24 protein-coding genes are annotated in these 24,595 nt (G+C 43.5%); 10 read left to right on the top strand and 14 right to left on the bottom strand.

The window, feature by feature from the left end; translation table 11 throughout:
* Window positions 1–24: 24 nt before the first annotated feature.
* Window positions 25–633 carry a TetR/AcrR family transcriptional regulator gene (locus GJV22_RS14405; protein WP_163715154.1) on the top strand — a complete coding sequence of 203 codons (609 nt, stop codon included), beginning with the start codon at window positions 25–27 and terminating at the stop codon, window positions 631–633.
* Between the two features lie 48 nt (window positions 634–681).
* Here GJV22_RS14405 and GJV22_RS14400 read toward each other — a convergent pair whose 3' ends face one another.
* The 12 genes from GJV22_RS14400 to GJV22_RS14345 all read right to left on the bottom strand — a co-directional run bounded on the left by GJV22_RS14400 (window position 682) and on the right by GJV22_RS14345 (window position 14,678).
* Complete coding sequence (locus GJV22_RS14400) at window positions 682–1,140, bottom strand: toxin-antitoxin system YwqK family antitoxin (protein ID WP_163715150.1); 459 nt, start codon at window positions 1,138–1,140, stop codon at window positions 682–684.
* Between the two features lie 207 nt (window positions 1,141–1,347).
* Window positions 1,348–1,701: a carboxypeptidase-like regulatory domain-containing protein gene (locus GJV22_RS14395; protein ID WP_163715147.1), complete on the bottom strand. Its 354-nt coding sequence runs from the start codon at window positions 1,699–1,701 to the stop codon at window positions 1,348–1,350.
* Between the two features lie 205 nt (window positions 1,702–1,906).
* Window positions 1,907–4,798: a TonB-dependent receptor gene (locus tag GJV22_RS14390; protein ID WP_163715144.1), complete on the bottom strand. Its 2,892-nt coding sequence runs from the start codon at window positions 4,796–4,798 to the stop codon at window positions 1,907–1,909.
* Between the two features lie 101 nt (window positions 4,799–4,899).
* Window positions 4,900–6,360, bottom strand: a complete 1,461-nt coding sequence (locus GJV22_RS14385) for a hypothetical protein (RefSeq protein WP_163715141.1) — start codon at window positions 6,358–6,360, stop codon at window positions 4,900–4,902.
* Window positions 6,361–6,726: 366 nt separating this feature from the next.
* Complete coding sequence (locus tag GJV22_RS14380) at window positions 6,727–8,496, bottom strand: sensor histidine kinase (RefSeq protein ID WP_163715138.1); 1,770 nt, start codon at window positions 8,494–8,496, stop codon at window positions 6,727–6,729.
* A 34-nt stretch (window positions 8,497–8,530) separates the two neighbouring features.
* Complete coding sequence (locus GJV22_RS14375) at window positions 8,531–9,211, bottom strand: response regulator transcription factor (protein ID WP_163715135.1); 681 nt, start codon at window positions 9,209–9,211, stop codon at window positions 8,531–8,533.
* 1 nt (window position 9,212) lies between these two features.
* Complete coding sequence (locus GJV22_RS14370) at window positions 9,213–9,899, bottom strand: phosphate signaling complex PhoU family protein (protein WP_163715132.1); 687 nt, start codon at window positions 9,897–9,899, stop codon at window positions 9,213–9,215.
* 32 nt (window positions 9,900–9,931) lie between these two features.
* Window positions 9,932–10,711 (bottom strand): phosphate ABC transporter ATP-binding protein PstB, encoded by a 780-nt coding sequence (gene pstB / locus GJV22_RS14365; RefSeq protein ID WP_238480340.1) that lies wholly within the window; start codon window positions 10,709–10,711, stop codon window positions 9,932–9,934.
* A gap of 16 nt (window positions 10,712–10,727) precedes the next feature.
* Window positions 10,728–11,564, bottom strand: coding sequence for a phosphate ABC transporter permease PstA (gene pstA, locus GJV22_RS14360; RefSeq protein ID WP_205461896.1), 837 nt, complete (start codon window positions 11,562–11,564; stop codon window positions 10,728–10,730).
* A 91-nt stretch (window positions 11,565–11,655) separates the two neighbouring features.
* The gene (gene pstC / locus GJV22_RS14355; RefSeq protein WP_163715130.1) at window positions 11,656–12,510 is read right to left on the bottom strand and encodes a phosphate ABC transporter permease subunit PstC; all 855 of its coding nucleotides are present in this window, start codon (window positions 12,508–12,510) and stop codon (window positions 11,656–11,658) included.
* Window positions 12,511–12,617: 107 nt separating this feature from the next.
* Window positions 12,618–13,679, bottom strand: a complete 1,062-nt coding sequence (gene pstS, locus GJV22_RS14350) for a phosphate ABC transporter substrate-binding protein PstS (protein ID WP_163715125.1) — start codon at window positions 13,677–13,679, stop codon at window positions 12,618–12,620.
* A 12-nt stretch (window positions 13,680–13,691) separates the two neighbouring features.
* Window positions 13,692–14,678, bottom strand: a complete 987-nt coding sequence (locus GJV22_RS14345) for a hypothetical protein (protein WP_163715122.1) — start codon at window positions 14,676–14,678, stop codon at window positions 13,692–13,694.
* A gap of 488 nt (window positions 14,679–15,166) precedes the next feature.
* Here GJV22_RS14345 and GJV22_RS14340 point away from each other — a divergent pair, with 488 nt between their 5' ends.
* From GJV22_RS14340 to GJV22_RS14315, 6 genes are all read left to right on the top strand, one after another.
* On the top strand, window positions 15,167–15,673 hold the full coding sequence (locus GJV22_RS14340; protein WP_163715119.1) for a CHRD domain-containing protein: 507 nt from the start codon (window positions 15,167–15,169) through the stop codon (window positions 15,671–15,673).
* An 18-nt stretch (window positions 15,674–15,691) separates the two neighbouring features.
* On the top strand, window positions 15,692–16,069 hold the full coding sequence (locus tag GJV22_RS14335) for a lipoprotein (protein ID WP_163715116.1): 378 nt from the start codon (window positions 15,692–15,694) through the stop codon (window positions 16,067–16,069).
* A 16-nt stretch (window positions 16,070–16,085) separates the two neighbouring features.
* Window positions 16,086–16,658 (top strand): YceI family protein, encoded by a 573-nt coding sequence (locus GJV22_RS14330; RefSeq protein WP_163715113.1) that lies wholly within the window; start codon window positions 16,086–16,088, stop codon window positions 16,656–16,658.
* 193 nt (window positions 16,659–16,851) lie between these two features.
* Complete coding sequence (locus tag GJV22_RS14325; RefSeq protein ID WP_163715110.1) at window positions 16,852–17,823, top strand: DUF5777 family beta-barrel protein; 972 nt, start codon at window positions 16,852–16,854, stop codon at window positions 17,821–17,823.
* A gap of 119 nt (window positions 17,824–17,942) precedes the next feature.
* Window positions 17,943–18,569 (top strand): RNA polymerase sigma factor, encoded by a 627-nt coding sequence (locus GJV22_RS14320; RefSeq protein ID WP_163715107.1) that lies wholly within the window; start codon window positions 17,943–17,945, stop codon window positions 18,567–18,569.
* A complete protein-coding gene (locus GJV22_RS14315) occupies window positions 18,566–19,756 on the top strand; it encodes a porin family protein (protein ID WP_163715104.1) in 1,191 nt (396 codons plus the stop codon). Before GJV22_RS14320 ends, GJV22_RS14315 begins: the two co-directional genes overlap by 4 nt.
* Before the next feature lie 61 nt (window positions 19,757–19,817).
* Here GJV22_RS14315 and metK read toward each other — a convergent pair whose 3' ends face one another.
* Together metK and GJV22_RS14305 are read right to left on the bottom strand one after the other, a co-directional pair.
* Entirely contained in the window at window positions 19,818–21,071 is a 1,254-nt protein-coding gene (metK, locus tag GJV22_RS14310) for a methionine adenosyltransferase (protein ID WP_163715101.1), read from the bottom strand.
* Window positions 21,072–21,481: 410 nt separating this feature from the next.
* The gene (locus GJV22_RS14305; RefSeq protein WP_163715098.1) at window positions 21,482–21,745 is read right to left on the bottom strand and encodes an ATP-grasp domain-containing protein; all 264 of its coding nucleotides are present in this window, start codon (window positions 21,743–21,745) and stop codon (window positions 21,482–21,484) included.
* A gap of 330 nt (window positions 21,746–22,075) precedes the next feature.
* Here GJV22_RS14305 and GJV22_RS14300 point away from each other — a divergent pair, with 330 nt between their 5' ends.
* From GJV22_RS14300 to GJV22_RS14290, 3 genes are all read left to right on the top strand, one after another.
* Window positions 22,076–22,804, top strand: coding sequence for a DUF4304 domain-containing protein (locus tag GJV22_RS14300; RefSeq protein ID WP_163715095.1), 729 nt, complete (start codon window positions 22,076–22,078; stop codon window positions 22,802–22,804).
* A gap of 166 nt (window positions 22,805–22,970) precedes the next feature.
* Window positions 22,971–23,396: a hypothetical protein gene (locus GJV22_RS14295; RefSeq protein ID WP_163715092.1), complete on the top strand. Its 426-nt coding sequence runs from the start codon at window positions 22,971–22,973 to the stop codon at window positions 23,394–23,396.
* Window positions 23,397–23,548: 152 nt separating this feature from the next.
* Window positions 23,549–24,043, top strand: a complete 495-nt coding sequence (locus tag GJV22_RS14290) for a hypothetical protein (protein ID WP_163715089.1) — start codon at window positions 23,549–23,551, stop codon at window positions 24,041–24,043.
* Window positions 24,044–24,595: the final 552 nt, after the last annotated feature.

Raw genomic sequence — 24,595 nt, 5'->3', positions numbered from 1 at the left:
ATTACAAATTTAGAATATCCTGTTATGGTTATGAACCTCGAAAATGGTGTTAATAAAAAGGACGCCAACCGGGAAACAATCCTGAAGATTGCCCAGGAGATTTTTAGTAAATACGGCTACAAGAAAACAACGTTGGATGACATTGCCAATGCGGTTCGAAAAGGAAAGAGTTCCTTGTATTATTATTTTAGCAGTAAAGAAGACTTGTTTCAGGCCGTGATTATCAAAGAGGTTGATATCTTGAAACGAGAGCTTGAGAAAGTGGTGATGCGCAACACTGATCCGGTTGAGAAACTTCGGGAGTATATTCTAACCAAGCTGACAACTTTTAGAGGGTTGGCAAATTTCTACCATGCGTTGGAAAATGATGTCACAGCTATCGAGTTTATCGACAACATCAAGAATAAATATAACCAGGAAGAAATCCGGATGATTAAACGGATTTTGATCGAAGGAGTGCGTAAGAACACCTTTGAGGTGTATGATTTCACCTTGGCAGCCATTGGGATCACAACGGCCATTAAAGGGCTGGAAATGCCGCTTACCGCTGGTGATTACGGAACAACGAACCTGGAAAAAGGAGTTGACAATATTTTAAAGATACTCTGCTTCGGTATTGTGAAACGGAGCTAAAAAAAGAGGAGCGAAACGCTCCTCTTTTTCATTTACCTCTTTTGTGAATTAAAATGTTCTCTCGCTAAGGATTTTACCGGCGGCATCGAACTTTTTCCAGGTGCCTGATTTTTCACCATTGGCATAGTTCATTTCGTAGATTAAATTGCCTTGGTCATCCCATACTTTCCACTCGCCGTTTTTTTGTCCGTCTTTATAATTAGCTAAACCAACCTGAACTTCATTTTCGTTATACGTTACCCACGTACCGTCCATCTCATTTTTCTTGTAATGGCGAATCTCGTTGAGCTTACCGCTCTCAAAATAAACCTTCATTTCACCATCTTTCTTTCCGTTTTTCAGGAATAAACTGAATTTCGTGTTTCCATTCTCAAAGGTGCCGATATAGCTACCGGTATAAGGTTTTGAATCGAAATAGTAAATACCGTCTTTTTCAACAACTTCCTGGGCGCTTACGCCTATCACGGTCGCTAAAATTAGTCCAATAAGTAAGAATATCCTTTTCATATCTTTCTCCTCCAGTTATTTGTTTGTTTTTCAATGTTAAGCCAAAGTTAAGTCGATTGTAAACTATTAAGAAACGATTACGATTAAATTTCACAATTTGAGTTAAAATTTAATCCCTTATGTAAAATATAAGTTTGTTTATATGAAAAAGCCGTTCCTGCTCTCAGAAACGGCTGTAATCTTAAGTATATAGAAATCCTGCAAAAACTAGTTTGAAGATTTCAAGCTAATCATCACTTGATTTTCTGAGGGGTTTACAGAAACGTCTTCCATGCATTTCTTTTCGTATGAAACGTAGGTCGCTGTAACTTTATAAGTTCCTGGTTTAATGTTTTCGAACGCATAGTTTCCGTCGAAATCAGTGTAAGCAACTTTGTTAGTTCCTTCCAGTTGTACTTTCACACCAACCAAAGCTTCGTTGGTTGTTTGATCAATCACTGAGCCATTAAGCATTGTAGTCGCATTTGCGTTTGCTTCAACAGCTTCTTTGTCTTTTTTTTCACCGGCCATTGCAACAGACACTGCAAAAACCATTAACATGCTTAAAACTAAATTTTTCATGATCTGCTATTTTTATAACTACAAAACTAGGCCATGCAAATTACGGCGTAGTTACATAAGGATTAAAATTTAGTTAAAGAGAATTTGCAGCTGTTTGCTCGTCTTTTAGGTTTAAAAAACCCCGGATTCAGCAAGCTGAATACACGGGGTTAAGTTACATGCGAGTAACTGGTGTTACTATTTTAGAGAATTTTGATTCGTTCCATTAATAGAATGAATAGCTTAATTTCAGTTCGAATGTCCTTCCGGGACTCAATTTAGAATAGAATTGATCTTTCGCTCCGAAGTTTTTGTAGATCGCCTCTTTGTCCGAGTTTAAAAGGTTTTCAATTTTGAAGCCTAACTTCCACTGTTGATCTTTACCAAATGCTTTAGAAGTGTTAAAATTCAAACTATGGAAAGGAACGTTATAAACATCCGGGCGGTCGGTGATCCCAACGATCATAAGACTCTCACCTTGTACATTGTAGTACAAGCCGGCATTTAATCCTTTTCCAAAACCTTCTTCACTACCATCAAATGAAATACCTGCGTTGACGATATAAGGCGCCTGTCCGGCCATATCTCTGTAGCGACTGATACTTTCCCCTTCGCGAGCATATTCAACACGTGAGTCATATTCGGTATCACTCAATTTAATTCGGGAGTGGGTATAAGTAAAGTTTGCCTGGAAACTCATATTTTTAAGCGATTCTCCAAAGAACTCTAATTTATGACGCAGTTCAAGTTCTGCACCGATTACAGTTCCGTCTCCAACGTTTCTGGGCTGGAATGATCCCGGCTGAATGGAGTACTGCACAATCTCAATTGGGTTTTTAAAGCTCTTGTAAAAAGCACCGACTGAAACGGTTTGTCCGCCCGGCTTAAACATTTCCCAGCGTAAGTCAATATTATGAATGTCCGTTTTGGTCAGGTTACCGTCCCAGTAGACAATTCCTTTCGTTTCGTTGTAGTCGCGGAACATACCACCAAAGAAATTTCTACCGCTGATCGGGTCAAAAATTTGCGCGTAAGACAGTTCTTTAAACGATGGGCGTGCAATTGTTTTGGCATACGAAAATCGTAAGTTTTGCTCGTCATTTAGGCTGTAAATCAGGTTTGCTGTTGGGAAGAAGTCCAGGTTGTCGAGTACTTTCTCATCATTGAATTCAATGGCATCCTGCTGTGTTTTACCGGTGTAATGTTGAACGTATTGCTCGGCACGTACACCAATAATCGATTTCAGCTTTGTAAGAGGATTGAACTCCAGAGAGGTGTAACCACCAATATTGGTAACGTTGGCATCGTAGCTATTGTAATTTGTCGGGATAAACGGCGCTTCGTAGGTGGTACCGGCACTTACTTTTCCATTGTAAGGCCACAGGTTTTCGGGAGCAAATAGCTCATTGGGATCACCGGTTAAAGGTATATTACCCCGAATATTGATGTTGAAGTCGCGAATGGCAAAAGCACGATCCTTGTAGGTGTACGCACCTCCGAATTTCCATTTGGCATCCTCGTTTTTTATTTTGAGACTTTTGGTAAAATGTAGAACGCCGGCAAAGCTTTTTTCTTCCAATTCTCTCCAAATGCGTTCCGGGAATCCGGATTCAGTTCCGATTGTATAGTTACCGTTTTCGACAAGATAGCGGGTAAAACGGATATCCGGTTCGTCGATTTTTGATAAAGTTGGCGATAGTTTCCATTCAATTTCCCACCCTTTGTCGTAGTAGTTATATTTACCTGACAGCAAGACATTGGTCAGTGCCCGTTGGCTGTATTCGATGTTGTGTTGAATACCTGAAATGGTTGTACCGTAGTTGTTTTTTTCATAGTTGAAGATTGCCGCTTGTGATTCACCATTTTGCAGGTGCAGGAAGTTAAGGCGGTATTTGGCTTTCGTTGATTTTAACGCCAAACCGGCAAGTGCACTCCATAGTACGGTGTTTACACCGTAATCACCCTGCGTCAACTCGCGGGTTTCCATTTCATTCACTGTAACATCGCTTGATAAGCCATAACGGCCATATTCAGCTCCCTCGTAATAATCCGTATTGTTTTTATAAGAGGCTGAAAGCAGGTACCCCAAATCATACTTACCCAATTTCAGTTGATTGCCGAGCGAGGTGCTAAGACTGATATCCATCAGACTACGCTCGCGGGCTGCTGCCATTGTGGGGTTGAAAGAAGAGAGAATTTCTTTATAGCGGGTTGCAGAACTTTCGTTAACGATTGCATCGGTCAGGAAGGGAATGTTGTCGGTTGCCGGGATGTCGCGTGTGCCGTCGTCAATACCAAGCCAATCTGTTTTACCTCCAGGTGCACTCACAAAATCTTTGTTAAAGCTTGACCCTGGGTTATAGCCTGCACTCACCGAAAAGTTTCCGTTTTTGCGTACCGGGAAATCTTTAATATTGATGTCGATCACCCCGCCGGTAAAGTCGGCTGGTAAGTCAGCACTAAAAGTCTTGTTTACAACCAGATTTTCAACGATGCTGGTTGGGAAAATATCCATCTGAATCGTGTTACGATCCGGATCTAACCCGGGAATGTCTAAGCCGTTTAAGAGTGTCTTGGTGTAACGGTCACCGAGTCCGCGGACGAATACATACTTTCCGCCTTCAACGGAGACTCCGGTAACGCGTTTCATAGAAGCTGCCGCGTCGGAATCGCCAATTTTTTGTAATGCTGAAGCAGAAATTCCATCCAGAAGGTTGGCTGATTTTTTTTTCATCGTCAACATGGCGGTTTCTGTATTTCTTAATGCTTTTGCTGTCACAACTGCTTCACCAATTTCGACAGTTGCTTCGCTTAGTTTGATGTCGTCCAGGACAGTCGCTTTGTCGGGAGATATGACAACATCTTTGATGCTCAGAGTTTCGTAAGAAATAAACGATACTCTGACTTGGTAGGTTCCAGCTTCAATGCTGAGGTTGAATTTACCATCTAAATCTGTAATTGTTCCTTTTGTAGTTCCTTCAGCAAAAATGGTTACCCCCGGAAGAAATTCGCCGGTTTTACCATCGTAAACAGTTCCTCGCAAGTAACCGTTTTGACCGAATAAGATCGTTGTACAGAATAAGAAGATGATAGTAACAGACAATTTTGTAACTCGCATGATTTCTATTGTTGTTCTATTTTTTGAAAAATGAGAACTCACAGACAAAAGCCTGTGAGTTCTATTCTTAGAGTATTGTGTTCGGATAAGATCCTTTGTTATTAATATGCACTGCTAACAGCAGCCCAGGTCCAGTCGGCGAAAACAGTTAAGTCAGCACCAACAGTGTTTGCTCCTTCAGCAACTTCAGTTGTAATGGCATCAGAACCACCTTTGAATGCATCAGTTAAAGCAACACCGGTAGGTAAGGTTACTTCGAAGTTTGAACTTGCAAAACCTAAAGTGTTAGCAGAATAAAGATCGTACTCTTCAACGTCTTGACCAGCAGCCAAATCATAGAAGTAGATGTTCGACATATTCACGTCAGTTGTTGCATCAAAGTCAATCAAACCTTGAGCGTCTTCTACTTTACAAGTAACGTTTGTGATTGTGTGACCAGCACCTTGGTATGTTCCTTCAGGACCGTCTAACTCGAAACATTCATCTCCTGGGTTGATAACCAATGCGTTGTTGATAACACCAGAGAATGATTGGTCAGTATCCAGAGCGTCGTCACCAACGTTCCAGCAAACCACATTTGTAACAGTTGGTTTTCCACCGAAGAATTCGATACCATCATCTTGGTTAGATACGATTTCGATGTTTTCGATCGTTGTACCTGATCCAACACCACCAAGTGTTAAACCGTTGATTTCGTTTCCTTCACCAATGTTTGCACCACCGTGGCGGATAGAAACATATTGGATCACACCTGAATTGTCAGTGTCGTCATCGCCACCATACAATCCGTTCGTATCGGTTGCAGGAATACCTTCGATCTGAGCTTCAGTACCTGTGCTAACCGAAACTTTTGCGTTTCCAAGAACGATTAAACCACCCCATAAACCGTTTAAGGTTGGGTCAAGGTTCGGGCTTGCAATTTCGCCTGGCATAAGGTTGTCGGCAACAGAGGTAAAGATAATTGGTGATGCAGCAGTACCTTCAGCCATGATTTTTGAACCACGGGCGATGATCAATGCAGTTGCGTTAGCTCCTGTTCCGGCAGCACCTTTGATAACAACACCTGGCTCAATTGTCAAAACGGCACCGTTAGTTACAACGATACGGCTATTCAGATTATAGACATTTCCAGTTTCCCATGTCGTATTTTCTGTAATGTTTGCGTCGATATCAAATTGAGTTTGAACTGCTTCAACAGTCAAGATAGCAGTCGCTTCATCAATGTTTCCTTGAGCATCGGTAACAGTCAATGCAACTGCTCCTGCTCCTTCAGTACTTGATGCAACAAAGCTAACAACAATTGTTCCTGATGTAGCAGAGGCTGTACCGTCGGTTGTAACGCTGGCTGTACCGTTTGTTGCTGATACTGCTGATGATTTAAATCCTGCAGCAGCAGAATAGGCGAATTCTAAAGTTGTAGTTTCACCGGCAACTACAGAGCTGCTTGCTGGCGCATTAACAGCTGGCGCATCATACGTAGGATCATCTTCGCTACTACATGAAGTAAATAATGTTACACCTAAAAACAGGGACATTAAAAATAGTAAGTTCAACTTTTTCATTTTCTTAAATAATTATGGTTTTATAATCCGATTGAATTTCTCTTAATTGAAGTCCTTAATTGTGCTTAATCGTTTTTTAATGCAGAATGAACCTGCTTTCTTCTACTCAAAGAGACATTGGGAGTCAGCGCTATTTCTTTTCTCTTTTTTCAAATCTCGTATTCTTGTGTTATTGACTTTTCAACGCCGCTAAATACGACTCTTTATGTTGCAGTATGATTACAATACATTTACTCTTGCATTACATCTTTGTTTGTAAGTAGTTGATATATAGTGGCATTAATAAAGGATTGCATATTTATTACATAAAAAAAGCCCCGATGAAATAAATCACCGGGGCTTTTGTGGAATATTGTAATGCTTATTTTAACTTTTCGAGAGCGAAAACAGGAACTCAAGTCCTCCTTCTGGACGGTTTCTGACAGATATTTCGCCTTTGTGCAGGCTAACAGCATTTTTAACGATTGCAAGCCCTAAGCCGGTACCTCCTGTTTCACGGGTACGTCCTTCTTCGATGCGGTAGAAACGCTCGAAAATACGGGTTAAATGCTCTTCAGGGACACCTTTCCCGCTATCGGAATAGCTGAAGAAATAGTATTTCTCGTCTTCCAGGTATTGCCTGATTTTAATGGTCACTTTCGGCCCGGCGTAGTTGATACTGTTTTCAATGAAGTTTTGAAAAATGGACGACAGCAGACTGTCGTTTCCGTAGACACTTACTTTATCGTTAATATCGATTTCCAGTTGATTGCCATTTTTCGTGAGTCGCGATTCCAGGTTTTCAACAACGTCATTGATTAAGGGGCGAAGTTTGACTTGCTTAAACTCGAACAGGTCGCCGGCATCTTCAATATTATTGAGCAGAGAAATATCGTTTAGCAGTTCATTCAGGCGCTCGCTTTGCTTAAAGGCGCGTTCGATGAAATAGTGCATTTTCTCTTTTGGAATATTGTTGTTCGACAAGATTGTTTCGAGGTAACCTTTGATAGATGCTAACGGTGTCTTTAACTCATGAGCGATATTCGAGGTTAGTTGCTGTTTCAGCAAACGGCGTTTTTCAGGGCGGGTAATATCTTCAATCAAAACCTCGAAGCTTTGGTCGGCGAAAATGATTCCCTGTACCCGGAAATAGGTTTCGTTTTTCTCCACAGTAATCTGAACGTGCGGAGGGTTTTTCGGATTGATCGTCAACCCCGGTTTTAGGTGTTCTTCAATTTTCTCAATCAATTCTCCAAACTCAGGAATTTCGAACAGCGATTCAGCCGAAATGGTCGAGTGCTCTGAGATGACATTGATGTATTGAATGAAGTGACTGTTGGCTAAGATCTTTTCTTTGTTGATGGTGAAAAATGCGATTCCTTCGTTTAGTGCGTAAAGGTGATTGAACAGGCGTTCTTTTTCCGCACTCAGGTCATCTTTTGCCCGTTTCAGTCGGTTATAAATCCGGACAATCTGGAGCTGAATATCGCCAAATTCGGAGTCAGGAAATTTAAAGTTCGGGTCGATGTCTTCTTCCTTCCCGGCTCGTACCGCAAAATCGCGCAACTTGGTGATAAACTCACCCAGGCGCTTAGTGACCAGGTAAAGCATGAGCCACATCAGCAGGAACAAAGCGATCATGAAAAAGATAAACACCCGTGAGGCTTTCAGGAAATTCTGAATCTTGATGTTGTAAACAGCCGCGCATCGGATAAAGTAGTGATCGTAGTTACGGGCGTAGTAATAAAAGTCCTGTCCGGTGGTTGCCGAGTGCCGAATATTCGCTCCCCGTTCATTATAAAGTGCTTTTTGAACTTCGGGGCGATGGAGGTGATTCTCCATGGCCGAATATTCTTCAACAAAGCTATCGAACAGCACAACTCCTTTGGGATTAATTACGGTTACCCTGATTTCTGGATCCGGAATCATGTATACGATGGAGTCCAATTCCTCAAAATCCCCGGTTTTTTCCAACTTGTTATGTTCGATAAACTGGTTTGTCATCTGGGCTACATTGTCCAACGTATTCTCCAGTTGGCCCGTCCGGTATTCCTTTTCCCGGCTATACTGAAAAGTCAGAATAGACAGGGTGAAAATTGTAAAAGCACTGAAAAAGTAAATAAAAATGCGCTGTTGATATGTTCGTTGTTTTAGCACGGCTAAAATGTTTTAAATGTTGTTAAGCAATGATCTATTTTTCAAAGCAGTATCCGTAACCGGAGCGGCCTACGATCTGGCTTCCGTAGAGGCCTATTTTTTTGCGTAACCGGGCAATGTTTACATCGACATTTCGCTCTGTTACAATAACGTCGTTGCTCCATATGCGATCCAGAATTTCCTGCCGGCTAATAAATTTACCTTTATTCCGAAGCAGCAAAATCAGAATCTCGAACTCTTTTCTTGTCAGGCTGACGGATTCGTTATCGATTGTTACTGTTTTCCGGTCGATATCTACTTTCATGGTGTCGCATTCCAGGGTGGTAGATGGTTGTTCGGTTGTTCTTCCCCTTTTCAGGATAGCTTTAATACGAACAATGACTTCCTTGATTGAAAACGGCTTGATAATGTAGTCGTCGCCTCCAACGTTGAAGCCTGTCAGCAGGTCATTTTCGGAGGTTTTTGCGGTCAGGAAAATGATTGGCACATCCAGTTGATGTTCTTTTCTGACCAAATCAGCCATTTTATAACCGGACATTCCGCCCATCATAACATCCAGCAGGATGAGATGATACGTTTCCAGAGGTTTGGTTAAGGCTTCTTCAGCTGAAGCAGCTACATCAATTTGAAATCCTTCGCTGGATAGGTTAAATTGAAGAATTTCCCGTAAATCCTGCTCGTCGTCGACAATTAATATTTTTGGTATAAAATCCATTTTACTCTTCAATATTGTGGTGTCTTATATCTTTTCCTTCGATTGAATAAATGGCGGCTTCTGCAATGTTTGTCGCATAGTCTCCAATTCGTTCAATATTGCTCATCATTTCTTTCATGGTGATCATACTGGTCAGCAGATTTTTATTGGTTTCTGCGTTGTTGGCTTTTTTGACCAATTTCTTCAGTAGTTTCCCGTTAACCTCATCCATGATGTCGTCGTTCTTAATCGTCCAAATCGCTAATTCGCGATCATCGTTTGAGAATGCCCAAAGGGACTTGCGCACCATTTCGACACTGTGGATAGCGGTATTCGTAAACACTTCATGAAACGAATTGTATAAATCAGGATCTTTGATCTTTTTGATGAAGTTGGAAAAATTGATCACGCGGTCGCCAATACGTTCCAGGTTGATCAGGATCCGGTAGCACGACATCAGTTTCCGGAGCTCGGATGCGACCGGATTTTGCAGGACGATGGTGTTGACGATTTTATCGCTCAGCTTAACCTCCATCTTGTTAATGTCGCTTTCATTCTTGACAAGAAAGGTCAAAACTTCATCTGAAACAGTTAAATCACCCGAGGTGATGATTTGTTCCATAAAGTCCAATTGTTCTAAGACAATGTTGGCCAGTTTTTCAAAATCATCTAAAATGCTTTGAATTGCCTCGTCTTTTTTTATGGTCATGATCGAAATTTTTTAAGTTTAATGAATGGAGATTAACCGAACTTTCCGGTTAAGTATTGCTCTGTTCTCGGGTCTTTCGGATTGGTAAACATATTTTTTGTTTTTCCGTATTCCACTAACTCACCAAGATACATAAATAATGAGTAATCTGAAATGCGGGCTGCTTGTGTCATGTTGTGGGTGACCAGGATGATGGTGTAGCTTTCTTTGAGCTTCACTAAAAGGTCTTCGATTTTTGACGTTGCAATTGGGTCGAGTGCCGAAGTCGGTTCGTCCATCAGGATAATTTCAGGTCCGAAGGCCAGTGCCCGTGCAATACACAAGCGTTGTTGCTGCCCACCGGAAAGGAATGTTCCCTTTTTGTGAAGCGAATCTTTTACTTCGTCCCAAAGCGCTACATCGCGCAACGAACGTTCAACGATCTCATCCTTTTCTTTCTTTTTCAGTCGGATGCCATTCAGCTTGTAACCGGCAATAACATTTTCGTAAATGCTCATGGTCGGGAACGGGTTGGGACGCTGAAAGACCATCCCCATTTCGCGGCGCAGCTTGATGGTTGACATGTCGTAAATATTATCGTCATGAATCAACACTTTGCCTTCGGTGGTGATATTGTCATACAGTTCATGCATACGGTTGAGCGCCCGTAGCAGGGTACTTTTTCCGCAACCCGATGGTCCCATGATTGCTGTAACCGTATTCTTTTTAATCTCGACCGAGACATTCTTTACCGCCTTGTTTTTGTCGTACCAAATGGAAAGGTTGTCAATCGACAGGGCCGGATTCTTTATATCAGCAATTGTATCTGTCATCTTTTTGTGTCCGTTTTTATCTTCGTTTGCCAGCAATCTGCTTCGATATGATATTTAGTAAGAGAACCATAATCATCAACATCAGAGACGAGCTCCAAATGAGGTCGATCATGTTCGGGTCGTTATAAAATTCCCAGATCAGCAGCGGCATCGCGCTGGTGGGTTTGGTGATGTTCGTGTTAATCATGGAGCTCCCCAGGGCAGTGAGCATCAACGGTGCTGTTTCGCCTAAAACCCTCGAGATACCCAGTAAAATACCAGTTAGCATTCCACTAAAACCGGTGGGGATGAGTACCCGGAATATGACTTTATGGTAGGGGGTTCCGAGCGCCAAGGCAGCTTCTTTTAAACTGTCGGGAATCATTTTCAAGGTTTCCTCGGTCGAGCGGACAATCATGGGCAACATCATAATGGCCAATGAGGCGCTACCTGCCAAAGCTGAATATCCGTTGGTGATATGTTTCACCACCCACAAATAGGAAATCAAACCTAAAACGATGGATGGCACACCCTGTAGAATATCGGAGATATTGCGGGTGAAATTTGCCATGCGTTTTCCGGGGTTTTCGTACAGGTAAACACCTGTAATAACTCCCAGGGGAATCGCGATAATCGCAGCCATGGCGACCATAATCAATGAGCCAATAATCCCGTTGGCAATTCCACCGGGAATCCGTTCGCCGTTGGCGATCGCTGTCATGGCCGAGTAGGTATCGGGCGTATTCTGAATCAGGAAGTCGAGGCTGATTTGCCGGTAGCCTTTCATGATCAGTTCCCCAATAATCAAAATGATTGGTGAAATGGTGATCAGTGAAAGGAGAATGACGAGGCCGAGAACAATTTTGTCCTTCAATATTCGTCTTTTCGAAATATCCTGAATCTGTATGTTTTTTGCGGCGTTCACGTTTTCGTCTGTTGTGTTTGCTTGTTTGTCTGTTTCCGGCTTACCTGGTCATTCGTTTAATGATCAGTTTTCCCAAGGCATTTACAATTCCGGTGATGAGGAAAAGTAGCAGCCCGATGGCAATCAGGGAGCTCAATTTTAATCCGTCGGCTTCGCCAAACTGGTTGGCAATAACACTGGCCATGGAGTTTCCGGTTCCGAAAAGGCTGTCGGGTACTTTGTTGGAGTTACCAATAAGCATGGTCACGGCCATGGTTTCACCCAACGCACGACCAAAGGATAAAATGTAACCGGCAATAATTCCGGAATGGGCATTGGGGATGGTAACCGTTTGGATAACCTCTAAACGGGTAGCTCCTAGTGAATATGCGGCTTCTTTCAAATCGTTCGGGACCATCGCAATGATCTCGTTACTTAACGATGTGGCATAAGGAATAATCATGATGGCGAGGATGACGCTGGAAGTGAAAACGCCAAACCCCTGGTTGCCGATTCCGAGATCGATCATCAAGGGGCGCAGGACGTAAAAACCCCACAAACCATACACGATAGATGGAATCCCTGCTAACAAATCAACCAGCATGTTTAGGATGCGGGCGACACGGGTTCCTTTGAAATATTCTCCCAGAAACAAGGACGTTGAAAAGGAGAGGGGCAAGCTGATCAGCAAAGCCAGAATCGATGTAATCATCGTACCGGCGATGAATGGCAGTGCGCCGTAATTCTCTCTCCCGCTTGTCGGATCCCAATTGTTGGAGAATATAAACTTCCATCCGAAAGTTTTGATTGCAGGAATGGACCCCTCAATTAATGAGTAGACCATTCCTGCAGCCACTATGACAATAATGAATGAGACCAGGGATAAAACTATTCGTGTGATTCTATCACTATTCATCTTAAAGTATTCAAGTTTCAAATTCCGGTTTAACGCCGGGTAGTTTGCGGTACTGATATTCGTATGTCGATTCGTGTACCCGCTACCCTTAGCTCATTCATGGTGTATTATTCGATTGGTTTACCGCCGAATGTTACGGTGCTCAGAATAGCTTTTGCTTTTTCAACTGCTAATGCGGGAAGCGGAGCGTAATGTACTTTCGCTGCTTCGTCCTGAGCTTTTGGGCTCATTAACCATTTCAGCAGGTCAACAGTTTGTTTGGCTTGTGCTTCTGTGCGACCATTGTAGTTTTGTTCCTTGTAAAGGATGATCCAGGTAAATCCGCTGATTGGATATGAATCCGGATCAGAAGAGTTGGTCAACATGATGCGGGTATCGTTAGGAATGTCGCCTTTTGCAGCAGCACTGATACTTTCGATACTAGGCAAAACGTAGGCACCGCTGCTGTTTTCAACTTTCGCCATTGAGATTTTTTGAGCGAAAGCGAATTCAGATCCGATGTAACCGATAGCTCCTTCAGTTTGGCTGATGGTTCCGGCAACTCCCGGGTTACCTTTAGCGCCCATACCAACCGGCCAGTTCAACGATTTTCCAACACCTACCTGGCTAGCCCACTTCTCGCTGATTTTGGTCATGAAGTCAGAGAAAATTTGAGTAGTACCACTACCGTCTGAACGATGCACAACAGTGATGTCCATGCCCGGCAATGTTGTTCCTTCGTTGTTGGCTTTAATTGCTGCATCATCCCATTTGGTGATCTCACCCATGAAGATTTTTTCCAACAAGGCGTTTGATAATTTCAGAGAATCCACTCCCGGAATGTTGAAGGCAATGACAACAGCTCCCATACAAGTAGGGATGTGCAATACTTCACCCGGCATTTCTGCCAGTTTATCGTCAGACAAAAAGCCATCGGTAGCACCGAAGTCAACAACCTGGTCTTTCAGGCTGCGGATGCCACCACCGGAACCGATACCACCGTAGGTAACCTGTGCTCCTGTTTCATCACCATACTTTTTGAAAACCATGTTGTAAAATGGAAGCGGGAAGGTTGCTCCTGCTGCCGTCAGGTTGACACTACTTTTTTCACCTTCAGCCGATTTTTTTGCTGAGTTTGAACAGCTGCTCAACAATGCGGCCGCTAAAACGAAGGTCAATAATTTTCTCATGATAATTTTCTATTAGAATTTAATTTCGCAATTCAATAAAAGTCCTGTTGTGAATGGCTGACCATCTTCTGCAGGGCTCCATCCGGTTAGCGTTGGTGCAAGGCGAACTCCTTTTACCGGGTTGTATTCCATACCCGCAATGAAAAGGCTTCCGTCGTATTTCACACCTCCGTCGCCGGCTGTATTCCAGTCGTCTTTCGACATGCGTTGGTCGTAACGGCCAAATACTGAGACTTTCTTAGATGGTTTATACTTGAAATAAGTTGAAATACCGCTTTGGTCTTCTCCGGCAACAAACGATGTGTTGTTTCTTTGGTTGTATTCAAAACCAATCGAGAATTGTTCGGTTGCGTATCCGGCAAAAAGTGCCAGAGTGCTCATTGTTTCGTCTTTGCTGATGAAATCGTAATAAGCACGAAGGGTCATCTTTTCAACCGGGTGAACGGTTGCTCCGAATCCAACACGCAGTGCACTGTCTTTTTGCATGCTTTTGTAGCCTTCGCCGTTGGCAATAAATACATCGGCGCTGATCGCTTTGTTGAATTTGTAGGCTGCTTTAACCCCGAGGTCGCGGCTTGAGCTGTACTTATATAAGTCTTGGAAAGATTTGGAAACATAGCGATATCCCCAATAGTTTTCCTGTAAGTTAAATGCGTTGGCTGTGATTACACCGAAATCAACGGTGAAACCTTTGTCGCTGTATTCGAGGTAAGCGTTACGGGCGAAAGCTGTAAAATCCAGACTCCCTCCGTCTTTTGGATTTTCAATGTCGAAACAAGCTTTGGCTGATAATGTAGTGCTGAATTGGTACTTGTAGCCAAGTTCCAAACGAGTGAGGTTAAAACCTGAGGCAGATTCTCCGTCAGAGATTGTGGTGTAAAAGTTTGTGAAAACCGCTCCGTACATCTTACCTTCTGGTTTAAATTCTTCTGATGTCTGTGACATACCAATTAGACCCATGCATAGCATGGCAAATGTTAACAATACTTTGCTTTTCATATATACTTAAGATTGAATTATACTTAAATCCCTTTGACAGAATTCGGAAGCAAATCAAGATCTATTTCGTTACAGGTGGATTACTAAAAGATTACAAAACGATTAATTTCGTTGTTGTTACGTGTTTTGTTGCTGAATTGTTTGCGTGTAATGGCCGTAAATACAGCTTTTTACATGTTGTTGCAAAAATGTTTCATTGCTGAAATATTTGTAAGAAAAATTGCATAATCCGGTTCTTTAAATGAACCGTGTTTCACCTTGTAACAATTTTGTAACAGGTTTTTGGGTCCAAAATCTTGCTTCAGATCATGGAATGTCCCGAACGGGAAGGTTGCCTTCGCAAAACAAGAAAAAGACAAAAAAGTATTTTATCAGGCAGCGCCACGCATTTTCCCTCCGTATTCTTTAATAGAAACGATCGTTCCCTGAGAAACGCTTTTTAGCATTTCTCTTAAAACTTCATTTATGAACGCTTAAAAATTGATGTTATGAAAACGATTATGCGATATTTTAAAAATTGGCCTGTTCCAATGCTGCTTTTTTGTTTTGTACTGTTTGTCGGCTTTTTTACCGCGTGTAGTAAAGATGATGATGACGACATGGGGTCAACAACAACAGTTAGTTATACCGGGACTTTTGAGAAATCGAGTGATGCGGTTACGACTTCAGCAACCGGATCGGTATCGGGCACTTTTAACGCAACGACCATGATGTTGTCTTATTCAGCGAACTGGAGCGGGTTGGGATCGAATGCTGCGGCCATGCACTTTCACGATGCCGGGCCGATTCTGGAGGAAATTACCGGCTTTCCTGATGCAACGTCAGGATCGGTTAGCGGAACAATATCCTTAACTACAGCTCAGGCCAGCGATTTAGGCGCCGGTAAAATTTACATTCAGATACATACAAGCGGTTATCCTTCCGGTGAAATTCTTGCCACATTCGAGAGGAAGAGTTCCGGCGGCGGTGGATCCGGAGGTGGCGGAGGCTATTAACCTGAAAACAAAACATCGATGAAAAAATCAAAATTATTGCTGATTGGCATTGTGATCTTCCTGGCAGGCTGTTCGAATTCGGCTTCCGAATTTGAGTCTGAAATTGACGGTAACCCGAGTAATGAATGTACTCCCGAATTTCCGGGAATGGATGTGACCTACAATAATTATGTGGCTGGTGTTTTAAACATGTATTGCATCGAATGTCATCATACGGGAAATTCACAGGGGCCCGGAGATTTTTCAACTTACAGTGGCGTTTTGCCTTACGTTGATAAATTCTTCGTCCGGGTGATACCGGACAATGCCGACATGCCTCAGGGGAATGCACCGTTGCCAAAGGCAGTTCGTGATTCTCTAAATGTATGGATTAGGAACTGTGCTCCTCAAAACTAAGAAAGGAGGTTTACTGATGAAACTGTTACTGCTCTTCTGTCTGGCGTTTTTGTCAAGCGGCGTTGCTCCGGCACAAATCCTGAAGTCGACCGATGTTAAACTGAGTTTTTTCTCGGAGGCTCCCATTGAGGATATTTATGCCGTCAGCAACCAGGGGCTTTCGGCTTTGAATCTCCAATCAGGGGTGGTCTATTTCAACGTGTCGATTCGCAGTTTTGAGTTTGAAAAGAAACTGATGCAGGAGCATTTCAATGAGAACTACCTCGAGAGTGAAAAGTTTCCTTATGCCGAGTTCAAGGGAAAATTCGGAGAAAACATTGATCCTGATTTTTCAGGTAGCCAGGCGGTCACGGTCCGCGGTGAACTGACGATTCATGGTGTGACAAAAAGTTACCTTGTGAAAGGAAAAATAAACTCCGCTGACGGAAAGTTGGTCGCGACGGCCGATTTTCCGGTGGCGCTGGCCGATCACAGGGTAAAGATACCGCGCATCCTGATTAAGAACATCGCTGAGGTGGTAAAGGTTACGGTCTCTGCCACTTACGATACAACAGCCGGTGTTGCAGGCGAAAGCACTGCATCACCATAATAGTAATCGAAATGAGCGTACAGGATGCCATGATAGCTAAACAAGTTTTTAATACCGGGCCGCAAGTATGGGTATTAATTAGGGAAGAACAGAGCGTTGGTCCGGTGTTGTTTGATGTCCGATTCTGCTTTGGCTCAGGAGTACTTACGAAGTAAAACCTGCCGAAGTGGAATTGGCTTTAAATCGATATCCTATGAAAAAAGTATTGACATTGTTCTTTTGCTGCTTTTGGTCCTTATTGTTACCGGCTCAGGTTGACCTGGCCGATTTGTTTAATGATTCAATAGTGAGCGAGCAGGCGCTTCCGGTGCTTGCGACCTTCAAATCGCCTCGTGTAATTAATGCCCAATCGGTGGAGACCGTGCACAAGCACGATCTGGTGTTTTTGGTTTTGCATCGGTTTGGCGATTTGGCTGGCGGTAACGGTGGTGCTGAGACTTTTTTCGGTCTTGATAACTCGTCCGATATCCAGATTGGTTTCGACTACGGATTAACCGATAGTTGGTCAATTGGCTTGGGTCGCGTAAAAGGTGCGCCTAATGGTGTTAATACTTTTCAACGACAGCTGTTTTATTTGAACAGTAAATATCGCTTGTTACGGCAAACCACTGATGAACGGTTTCCGTTGTCGATCGCTTTGTTTGGCAATAGTGTGCTGTCGGGGATGAAGAAAATGGATTTATCAACCTCGGACGCCAATTTTCAGGAGTCGGGAGATCGGTGGAGTTTTGTGGCTCAGCTGATTCTGGCCCGGAAATTTAGTCCTGACTTTTCACTGGAAATTTTGCCAACCTATATTCACCGTAATCTGGTGACCTACATGGAGCAGAATGACCTGTTTGCACTGGGAATCGCCTTGCGGATGAAAGTCAGCCGGCGGATGGCTGTGGTGGTTGATTATTTCCACAATTTCCGCTCGCAGGAGAGCGAGGATTATTTCAAGCAGGAGAAAAGTTTCCGCTTCTATAATCCGTTGGGGGTTGGGCTCGAGATTGAAACCGGTGGACACGTCTTCAATATGAGCTTCACGAACTCGACTGCGATCCTCGAAAATCAGTTTATTCCGAGCACAAGCAGCTCGTGGGGCAAGGGGGAGTTTCGCTGGGGCTTTAGTATTTCACGAACATTCTCGCTGGACAAGTCCAGGCGCGATGCGGGTTATTGAAAACACAGCAGGTTGATCGCTTGACGATCAATTTTTGAATCTTAATCGGAGATTGTATGTATAAAAATAGAACCTAAGTTAACTTGTATATTGAGTTGTATTATCAGAACCGTTTTTGCATGGTAGAAAAGGAACTGCAGCATTTGATCCAGGGTTGTAAAAAGCAAGATCGCCAAAGTCAGAAATTGTTGTACCAAGTTCTGCATGGCTTTGCTATGGGGGTTTGTTTGCGGTATGCCCACAACGAACACGAAGCGTCGGAGGTGCTGAATGACGGTTTCTTTAAAGCGTTCACCAACATTGAACGCTACGATGATAAGCTTCCTTTTAAACCCTGGTTGCGGAAAATAATGTACCATGCAGCCATCGATTACTACCGGGCCGGGCTGAAATGGGCGAACAGGGAAGATCTGGAGAAATTGAATCCGGTGATGTATGAGGCGTCGGTCGAGCAAAAGCTGAGCTACGATGATTTGCTCAATATGGTACAGCGACTGCCGCCGACTTACCGAATGGTTTTTAACTTGTATGCCATCGATGGTTATTCGCACGAGGAGATTGGCGGGATGCTGGGAATCGGAACCGGAACATCCAGGTCGAACCTGTATAAGGCACGATTGAAGTTGCAACAGATGCTTTCGCAACCGCAGTCATTGATTGTTTTGCTGATTTGGAAGTACAAAACGGAAGCATTCAAACGATTAGCTGTAAATGAAATGCTTCACTCAAAATTCGGCCGTTTATGAAGGAAGAGGAAGGCGGACATATTGATCAATTGTTTCGGGAAGGCCTGGGGAGTGAGGACCACCAGATTCCTTTTCGCGAAAGCGCCTGGGAAGCACTGGAGCACCGGCTAAAGCTGCACGAAAAACGCAGACGAATCGTCTACTGGTTGAGGCCTTTGAGTGGTGTTGCTGCACTCTTGTTGCTGGCTTTTGCCGGTTGGTGGTTGTGGCCCGAAAAAGAGCAGACGCTACCCCGGCAGGTAACTGTCGTGCAGGAGGCTGAAAAACCGGAAGCCGGTCAGGTTGAGGAGCCCGCGCAGGCTGAAACAACGACTGCTATAGCTGACGTTCAGAAGGCTGAAACATCCGGGGGGCAGCAAACAAGGCCAGTCATTGCCGTTTCGCCGGTTGAGCAGAAAGAGCTTCCAATAGCAAAAACTACCGGCGGATCAGGTCGGGGAGCGATGAGTCCGCTTGCATCACGCGGGGACTGGTCGCCGTTCGCAGCAAACACGGCAGCAGCATCAGCGTCGAAGTTGGACCCGGTCGCGTCATTTAAGCCTGTTATTCCTCCTTCCAAAACAGTGAAAAAGCCTATCCCGCTCAAACTGGAGGATGAACCGGAACGGAATACCATGGCCATTACCGTATTGGCAGCACCGGCCTACAACGGCGTTGACAAGCTGAATCAAGCGAAAATCGGTGGCGATTTTGGCGTCCTGTTTTCTGTCGCTGTCAGCAAAAGATGGGCTGTGAGCACCGGGGCAATTTATGCCTTGAAACTTTACGAGACGGACGGCGACAGTTATCATCCGGCCCAGGATGATGGGTATAGTTACGATCCGATGTCGGTGAATGCTGATTGCCGGGTATTGGACATTCCGCTGAACATTGATTACAAATTGCTGATTCTCCCGAAAACCTCGTTCAGCCTGGGTACCGGCGTATCGACTTATTTCATGCTCAGCGAAAAATACAGCTATCAATATGCTTACGGGCCGGAACAAAAAGACGCGGTAAGTCTTAAAAACAACAGCATCCACTGGGTGAGTGTGTTAAACCTGCAGGCGAGTCTGGAGCGTCAGCTTAGTTCCCAAATCAGTATTAGCTTACGGCCGTATTTAAAAGTTCCTTTCCAGGACATTGGCTATGGCCGGGTTCGGTTGCAGTCGTTTGGTATCGCCCTTGGAACCAGCTTCAATTTTTAGCAAAAAAAGAAAGCCCGACCTGAATTGGCCGGGCTCGGTATCGTTGTTTGCGGTAAGCGGATTAAATTCCAAAACTTTGTTTGATGTCGATCACATAGTCGAGTTTCTCCCAAGTGAATAATTCCACTTCTTTTTCGATTTTACCCCAATAAGGCGATTCGAATACCTTCGTTACGGTTTGCGGTGTCCGTCCCATGTGTCCGTAAGCTGCTGTTTCGCGGTAAATCGGGTTGCGCAGTTTCAGGCGTTGTTCGATGGCTGCCGGACGCAGGTCGAACAATTCTTCTACTTTGCGGGCGATCGCGCCATCGTCTGTTTTTACATTGGCTGTACCGTAAGTATTCACATAAACACCAACGGGTTGAGCGACACCAATAGCGTAAGCCAATTGTACCAACACTTCGTCGGCAACACCGGCAGCTACCAGGTTTTTCGCAATGTGGCGGGATGCATAAGCAGCCGAACGGTCAACTTTCGAAGGGTCTTTACCCGAGAAAGCACCACCACCGTGCGCGCCTTTACCACCGTAAGTGTCAACAATGATTTTACGGCCGGTTAGTCCGGTATCGCCGTGTGGTCCGCCGATCACGAATTTACCGGTTGGGTTCACATGGTATTTAATGTCGGTGCCAAACAGCACCTGAACACGCTCCGGCAATTGCGCAATCACGCGAGGCATCAGGATGTTGATCACATCGTCCTTGATTTTAGCCAACATCGGCTCGTCGGCGTCAAACTCATCGTGTTGGGTTGAAACCACAATGGCTTCGACGCGTTTGGGCGAATTGTCGTCGTTATATTCAATGGTTACCTGCGACTTGGAATCGGGGCGCAGGTAGGTCATTACTTTTTCTTCGCGGCGAATGGCCGCCAGTTCTTTCAAAATGCGGTGCGACAGTTCCAACGGCAAAGGCATATAGTCTTCGGTGTCTTTGCAGGCATAGCCAAACATCATTCCCTGGTCTCCGGCTCCCTGGTCCATCTTGTCGGTCTTATCCACTCCGCGGTTGATGTCGTCGCTTTGTTCGTGAATGGCAGTCAATACCCCGCACGAGTCACCGTCGAAACGGTACGCAGCTTTGGTATAGCCAATTTCGTTAATCACTTTACGGGCGGCTTCCTGCACATCCACGTAAGTTTTCGATTTTACTTCGCCGGCCAACACAACCTGTCCGGTGGTTACCAACGTTTCAATGGCTACTTTTGAGTTCGGGTCAAATGCCAGAAATTCATCCAGCAGGGCATCAGAAATTTGGTCCGACACTTTATCCGGGTGTCCTTCCGATACCGATTCGCTTGTAAATAGATAGCTCATATTCGTTTAAACTATTAAGATTTGCCTGCTTGTGTAAGCCGGGCAAACGATTGATTGAACAATGGTTGTTGTGGATGAAAGCGATTGAAAGGAAAGCCAAAAAGGTTAAAGCGACTGCTTTAGCATTTTTTTATGTGGTTGCAATCAATCTCAAATTTGTCCACAAATACGGCGGCAAATGTAATATCTTTTTTTGGTTTGCCAAACAACTGGAAATCATATTCGAACCCCGCGGCTGGTGTTGACGCGGCCCCGCTTCCGGCAGCAAGCCGTTGCCCGGTCGGTCTCATCCGCTCTGCAGCAACCGGCCGGTTGACCCCGCCTTTCGCAGCCTCTGTAGCTTTGAGGAAATGGTGGCGAAAGATGAGGAAATGGTTACGAAAGTTGAGGATAACATCGCGAGAACGGAGCTACAGGTTGAGAAAGAAGCGGGGAAGGTTGAACGAGGCGAGGGCAAGGTTGAGTAAGTTGCGGAAAAGGCTGAGACCGGTGAGCAAAAGCCTGCCAGGCTTGCGGAAGACCTTGGCCGGGGCGGGGAAATACCTGCCAAAGACGCGACGAAGATCGCGAACGAAGCGGAAGAGCTTACCCGAGGCGATGGTGACAGCGCGAAGCTTGCCGGTAAGCCTGCGAGAAACGACGGTGTGCTTAAAACGCCCGCTTGCCGGCTGCATCCGGGCTCTTTCAGTCGCTTTCGGGCTGTTTTCCCGTATTTCCAGGCGGGGGAAATGCTTACCAGAGCGGAGGAAGTACTTACCAGAGACGTGGAAATGTTTACCAGCGCCATTTTACCTGCGTTTAACCTCCAAACCGCTTATTTAGACCGAAGTCGAATAAATACCAAGGGTAAAGATATTTTATGAAAAGTGTTAACTTGGGTGGATGCGATAAGGTGCTCTTATACGGCCTAAATTCAGGTATAAGAACACCTTTTAGCACGATATAAGCGAAATAAACGCAATAGCGTTTCCTAAAACGTTGTACACCATAAGACAGACCTGCAAATGACGACACAGGAGTTTAGAAAGCAAATTGGAAAATATCTCGGAACTAAGATTCGTGAATTCGGATTTAAAGGCTCTGGATTCAATTATATAATGGACTCTGAAAGTTTCGTTTTTACAATTGGTTTGCAAGCAAATAGATATGGTGGAAGTTTTTGTGTTGAATTAGGAGTTCACCCGAAAGAAATAACAAACAATGGATTTGAGGATTTAGATTTTAATAAGCTTAAGTACTATAACTGTGAATTTAGGACAAGATTAGCAAAAGAAGGAAAAGGTGATAAGTGGTGGAATTATACTGATTCAGAATCAAAAAACTTTGAAATCATAGATGATGTAATTCATTATATTTCAAAATATGCTTTACCAATAATAAATGGATTCAAAAATGATACTGGATTATTGGAAAAGGTTAAAATATCTGACATAAAGAATCGATTTATACCGATACCGGACTTTAAAGGTGGATTAACACCTATGACAACAGATATCAGATTGGCTTGGGCTTTGGCAGTAATTATTGAAAAATCTAATCCTAAAAAATCATTGGAATTTGCTAAATACGCATTGAAGCATGACAAATCTCCAAGTACATTTTTTGGCACAAAGGATTTGAAAAGGATAATTGAATCTTATCAGGACAGTTTCGAGAAAGACTTGCCGATAAAAGAGATGGACAATGACAAACCAAGTTTTTGGACAAAGATTACAGATAGATTTAAGAAATAGATTAATTACGGTGTACAACAATGTGTATAATTCATAAGGGTTTCAGTGGTTTTCGAGCGGTGTCACCCGCATCAATTTTGGGTGGTAAATTGATAAGTTTGAATCCCGCAATCCCTTACGAAATCATACACTCAACGTTAGCGAGCATGGCCAAACCTCAGTTAAAATGAGAATCTTAACAATAATACTTTTACTATTTTCCTTGACAATTGTGTGTCAAGAAAATGTCTATATAGAAGACTTCAAAGTTTTTCAACATCAATTCTATACAGACAGTTCTTTTCAAATTTCCAGAATAATTTTCCCTTTAAATGGGACAGAAATGGGTGGTGGCGATTACATTCCCTCCGACATTGCAGACTCATTAGGAATTGAAGTTAAAATCAGAACAAAATGGGAAAAAGATGAATTTGTTTTAATGCTCCATTCGGTTGTCAAGTATGGTGACAATTATTTTAGTGAATTAAATGAAAAAGAAAATTTAATTGAAGAAAAACTATACTTAGATCATAGTGGATATTACGAATTAAGAACCTTTAAATTGATTAATAATAAATGGTTTTTAATTAAATATGTCCTTCACAATTTTTAAATTAACACGCTCGCTAACATTTTGGCATATTGCATGGCGGGTGGCCGGGGGTGCGTGGCTTTGCATCCCGCGTCAGGTCTTCCTTCGGTCGACACTGACCCTCGCCGCAATCGCCACGCAACATCCAATTTTCCGTTAGCAAACATTTGAAAATGAAAAAGCAACTAATGCAAATATTGTTAATCGGGTTCCTATTTGGTTGTTCGACTTCCCCAGTGAAAAATCGATTGGAATCAAAAGTTCTATATGCTTTCCATTTGGATTCTTTGGTAAAACAGGAGACTTACAACTTTAATATATTAAACAAAGACACAATTCTGGTTTATAAATACATCGACAAATTGGATTCAACAAAAAACATGACTTTCAGATTCAACAAATACACAGAAGTTTTATCGTTTGGACCATTTGACTTTAAAAAAGCAAAAGAAAACTTCTATTCTAACTCAAAGTTGTCTTCATCTAACTTTGACTTGTATGACTTAAAAGAACCGGTTGTGGACGGTAATGGACCGATGCTGTTTAATGAAAAATATGGAGTTTTAAATGTTGACAATACTTCTTGGACTTATCAATATTTATTCTTGCCCGACGGACAAGGAAATCTTGATTTGTCGAAGCAGATTATAGAAAAATTAAAAAAATAAAAACGTTTGCTAACATTTTGCAAATTGCATTGCGGGTGCAGTGGTGTGCGTTGTCTCTGCTCCTTTCTTGACCGTCATGTCCTGTCGGACACTGACGCTCTTCGAAATCCGCAACGACAACTTGGTGTGCCGAGAAGCAGAACATCGGCTAATTCATCGTTCTGCATGCTGTAAATAAGATGGAGGAGTCCGGTAGTAACCGGATGAACCTCCGGTGTCGTCTTGCAGGAGGGGGCATCAAACCACCCAAAGGTGCTTAGGTAAAGAGCCTAGGTACTGAGCGTTTGGGAAAAGGGTATGTCATGAGCGTATTCAGGTATGGGTATAAGAGCTAAACGAAAGTGAACCGCTGATGAGGAGTCGGGAAGTGGCCACATTCTGTCAAAAGCTGTAGCGCATGTTATGCAGTGATAAGCACAGCGGGCACCTGTTTACTGGCTGTGCGGCAGGCGTCTTTCAGGCGGTAGGACTTATACTTGGGCTTATTTACGGAACTCGGGAACCAGTCACATTGATGGTAAGCGAAAGGCACAACAGGCACAACCTGGAGGC

Source organism: Mangrovibacterium lignilyticum, assembly GCF_010882175.1.
In the GTDB taxonomy this organism is placed as follows: domain Bacteria; phylum Bacteroidota; class Bacteroidia; order Bacteroidales; family Prolixibacteraceae; genus Mangrovibacterium; species Mangrovibacterium lignilyticum.
This window is presented reverse-complemented; position numbering and strand designations above follow the sequence as displayed.

Excerpts from the sequence above, each read along its gene's own strand:
- GJV22_RS14335 (WP_163715116.1), top strand. The coding sequence starts at position 15,692 with ATGAAAAAATCAAAATTATTGCTGATTGGCATTGTGATCTTCCTGGCA.
- pstB (WP_238480340.1), bottom strand. The coding sequence starts at position 10,711 with ATGACAGATACAATTGCTGATATAAAGAATCCGGCCCTGTCGATTGAC.
- GJV22_RS14370 (WP_163715132.1), bottom strand. The coding sequence starts at position 9,899 with ATGACCATAAAAAAAGACGAGGCAATTCAAAGCATTTTAGATGATTTT.
- GJV22_RS14385 (WP_163715141.1), bottom strand. The coding sequence starts at position 6,360 with ATGAAAAAGTTGAACTTACTATTTTTAATGTCCCTGTTTTTAGGTGTA.
- GJV22_RS14375 (WP_163715135.1), bottom strand. The coding sequence starts at position 9,211 with ATGGATTTTATACCAAAAATATTAATTGTCGACGACGAGCAGGATTTA.
- GJV22_RS14305 (WP_163715098.1), bottom strand. The coding sequence starts at position 21,745 with ATGCAGCCGGCAAGCGGGCGTTTTAAGCACACCGTCGTTTCTCGCAGG.
- GJV22_RS14395 (WP_163715147.1), bottom strand. The coding sequence starts at position 1,701 with ATGAAAAATTTAGTTTTAAGCATGTTAATGGTTTTTGCAGTGTCTGTT.
- GJV22_RS14320 (WP_163715107.1), top strand. The coding sequence starts at position 17,943 with ATGGTAGAAAAGGAACTGCAGCATTTGATCCAGGGTTGTAAAAAGCAA.
- GJV22_RS14325 (WP_163715110.1), top strand. The coding sequence starts at position 16,852 with ATGAAAAAAGTATTGACATTGTTCTTTTGCTGCTTTTGGTCCTTATTG.
- GJV22_RS14330 (WP_163715113.1), top strand. The coding sequence starts at position 16,086 with ATGAAACTGTTACTGCTCTTCTGTCTGGCGTTTTTGTCAAGCGGCGTT.
- GJV22_RS14315 (WP_163715104.1), top strand. The coding sequence starts at position 18,566 with ATGAAGGAAGAGGAAGGCGGACATATTGATCAATTGTTTCGGGAAGGC.
- GJV22_RS14290 (WP_163715089.1), top strand. The coding sequence starts at position 23,549 with ATGAAAAAGCAACTAATGCAAATATTGTTAATCGGGTTCCTATTTGGT.
- GJV22_RS14390 (WP_163715144.1), bottom strand. The coding sequence starts at position 4,798 with ATGCGAGTTACAAAATTGTCTGTTACTATCATCTTCTTATTCTGTACA.
- GJV22_RS14295 (WP_163715092.1), top strand. The coding sequence starts at position 22,971 with ATGAGAATCTTAACAATAATACTTTTACTATTTTCCTTGACAATTGTG.
- pstS (WP_163715125.1), bottom strand. The coding sequence starts at position 13,679 with ATGAGAAAATTATTGACCTTCGTTTTAGCGGCCGCATTGTTGAGCAGC.
- GJV22_RS14405 (WP_163715154.1), top strand. The coding sequence starts at position 25 with ATGGTTATGAACCTCGAAAATGGTGTTAATAAAAAGGACGCCAACCGG.
- GJV22_RS14300 (WP_163715095.1), top strand. The coding sequence starts at position 22,076 with ATGACGACACAGGAGTTTAGAAAGCAAATTGGAAAATATCTCGGAACT.
- metK (WP_163715101.1), bottom strand. The coding sequence starts at position 21,071 with ATGAGCTATCTATTTACAAGCGAATCGGTATCGGAAGGACACCCGGAT.
- GJV22_RS14345 (WP_163715122.1), bottom strand. The coding sequence starts at position 14,678 with ATGAAAAGCAAAGTATTGTTAACATTTGCCATGCTATGCATGGGTCTA.
- GJV22_RS14340 (WP_163715119.1), top strand. The coding sequence starts at position 15,167 with ATGAAAACGATTATGCGATATTTTAAAAATTGGCCTGTTCCAATGCTG.
- GJV22_RS14400 (WP_163715150.1), bottom strand. The coding sequence starts at position 1,140 with ATGAAAAGGATATTCTTACTTATTGGACTAATTTTAGCGACCGTGATA.
- pstC (WP_163715130.1), bottom strand. The coding sequence starts at position 12,510 with ATGAATAGTGATAGAATCACACGAATAGTTTTATCCCTGGTCTCATTC.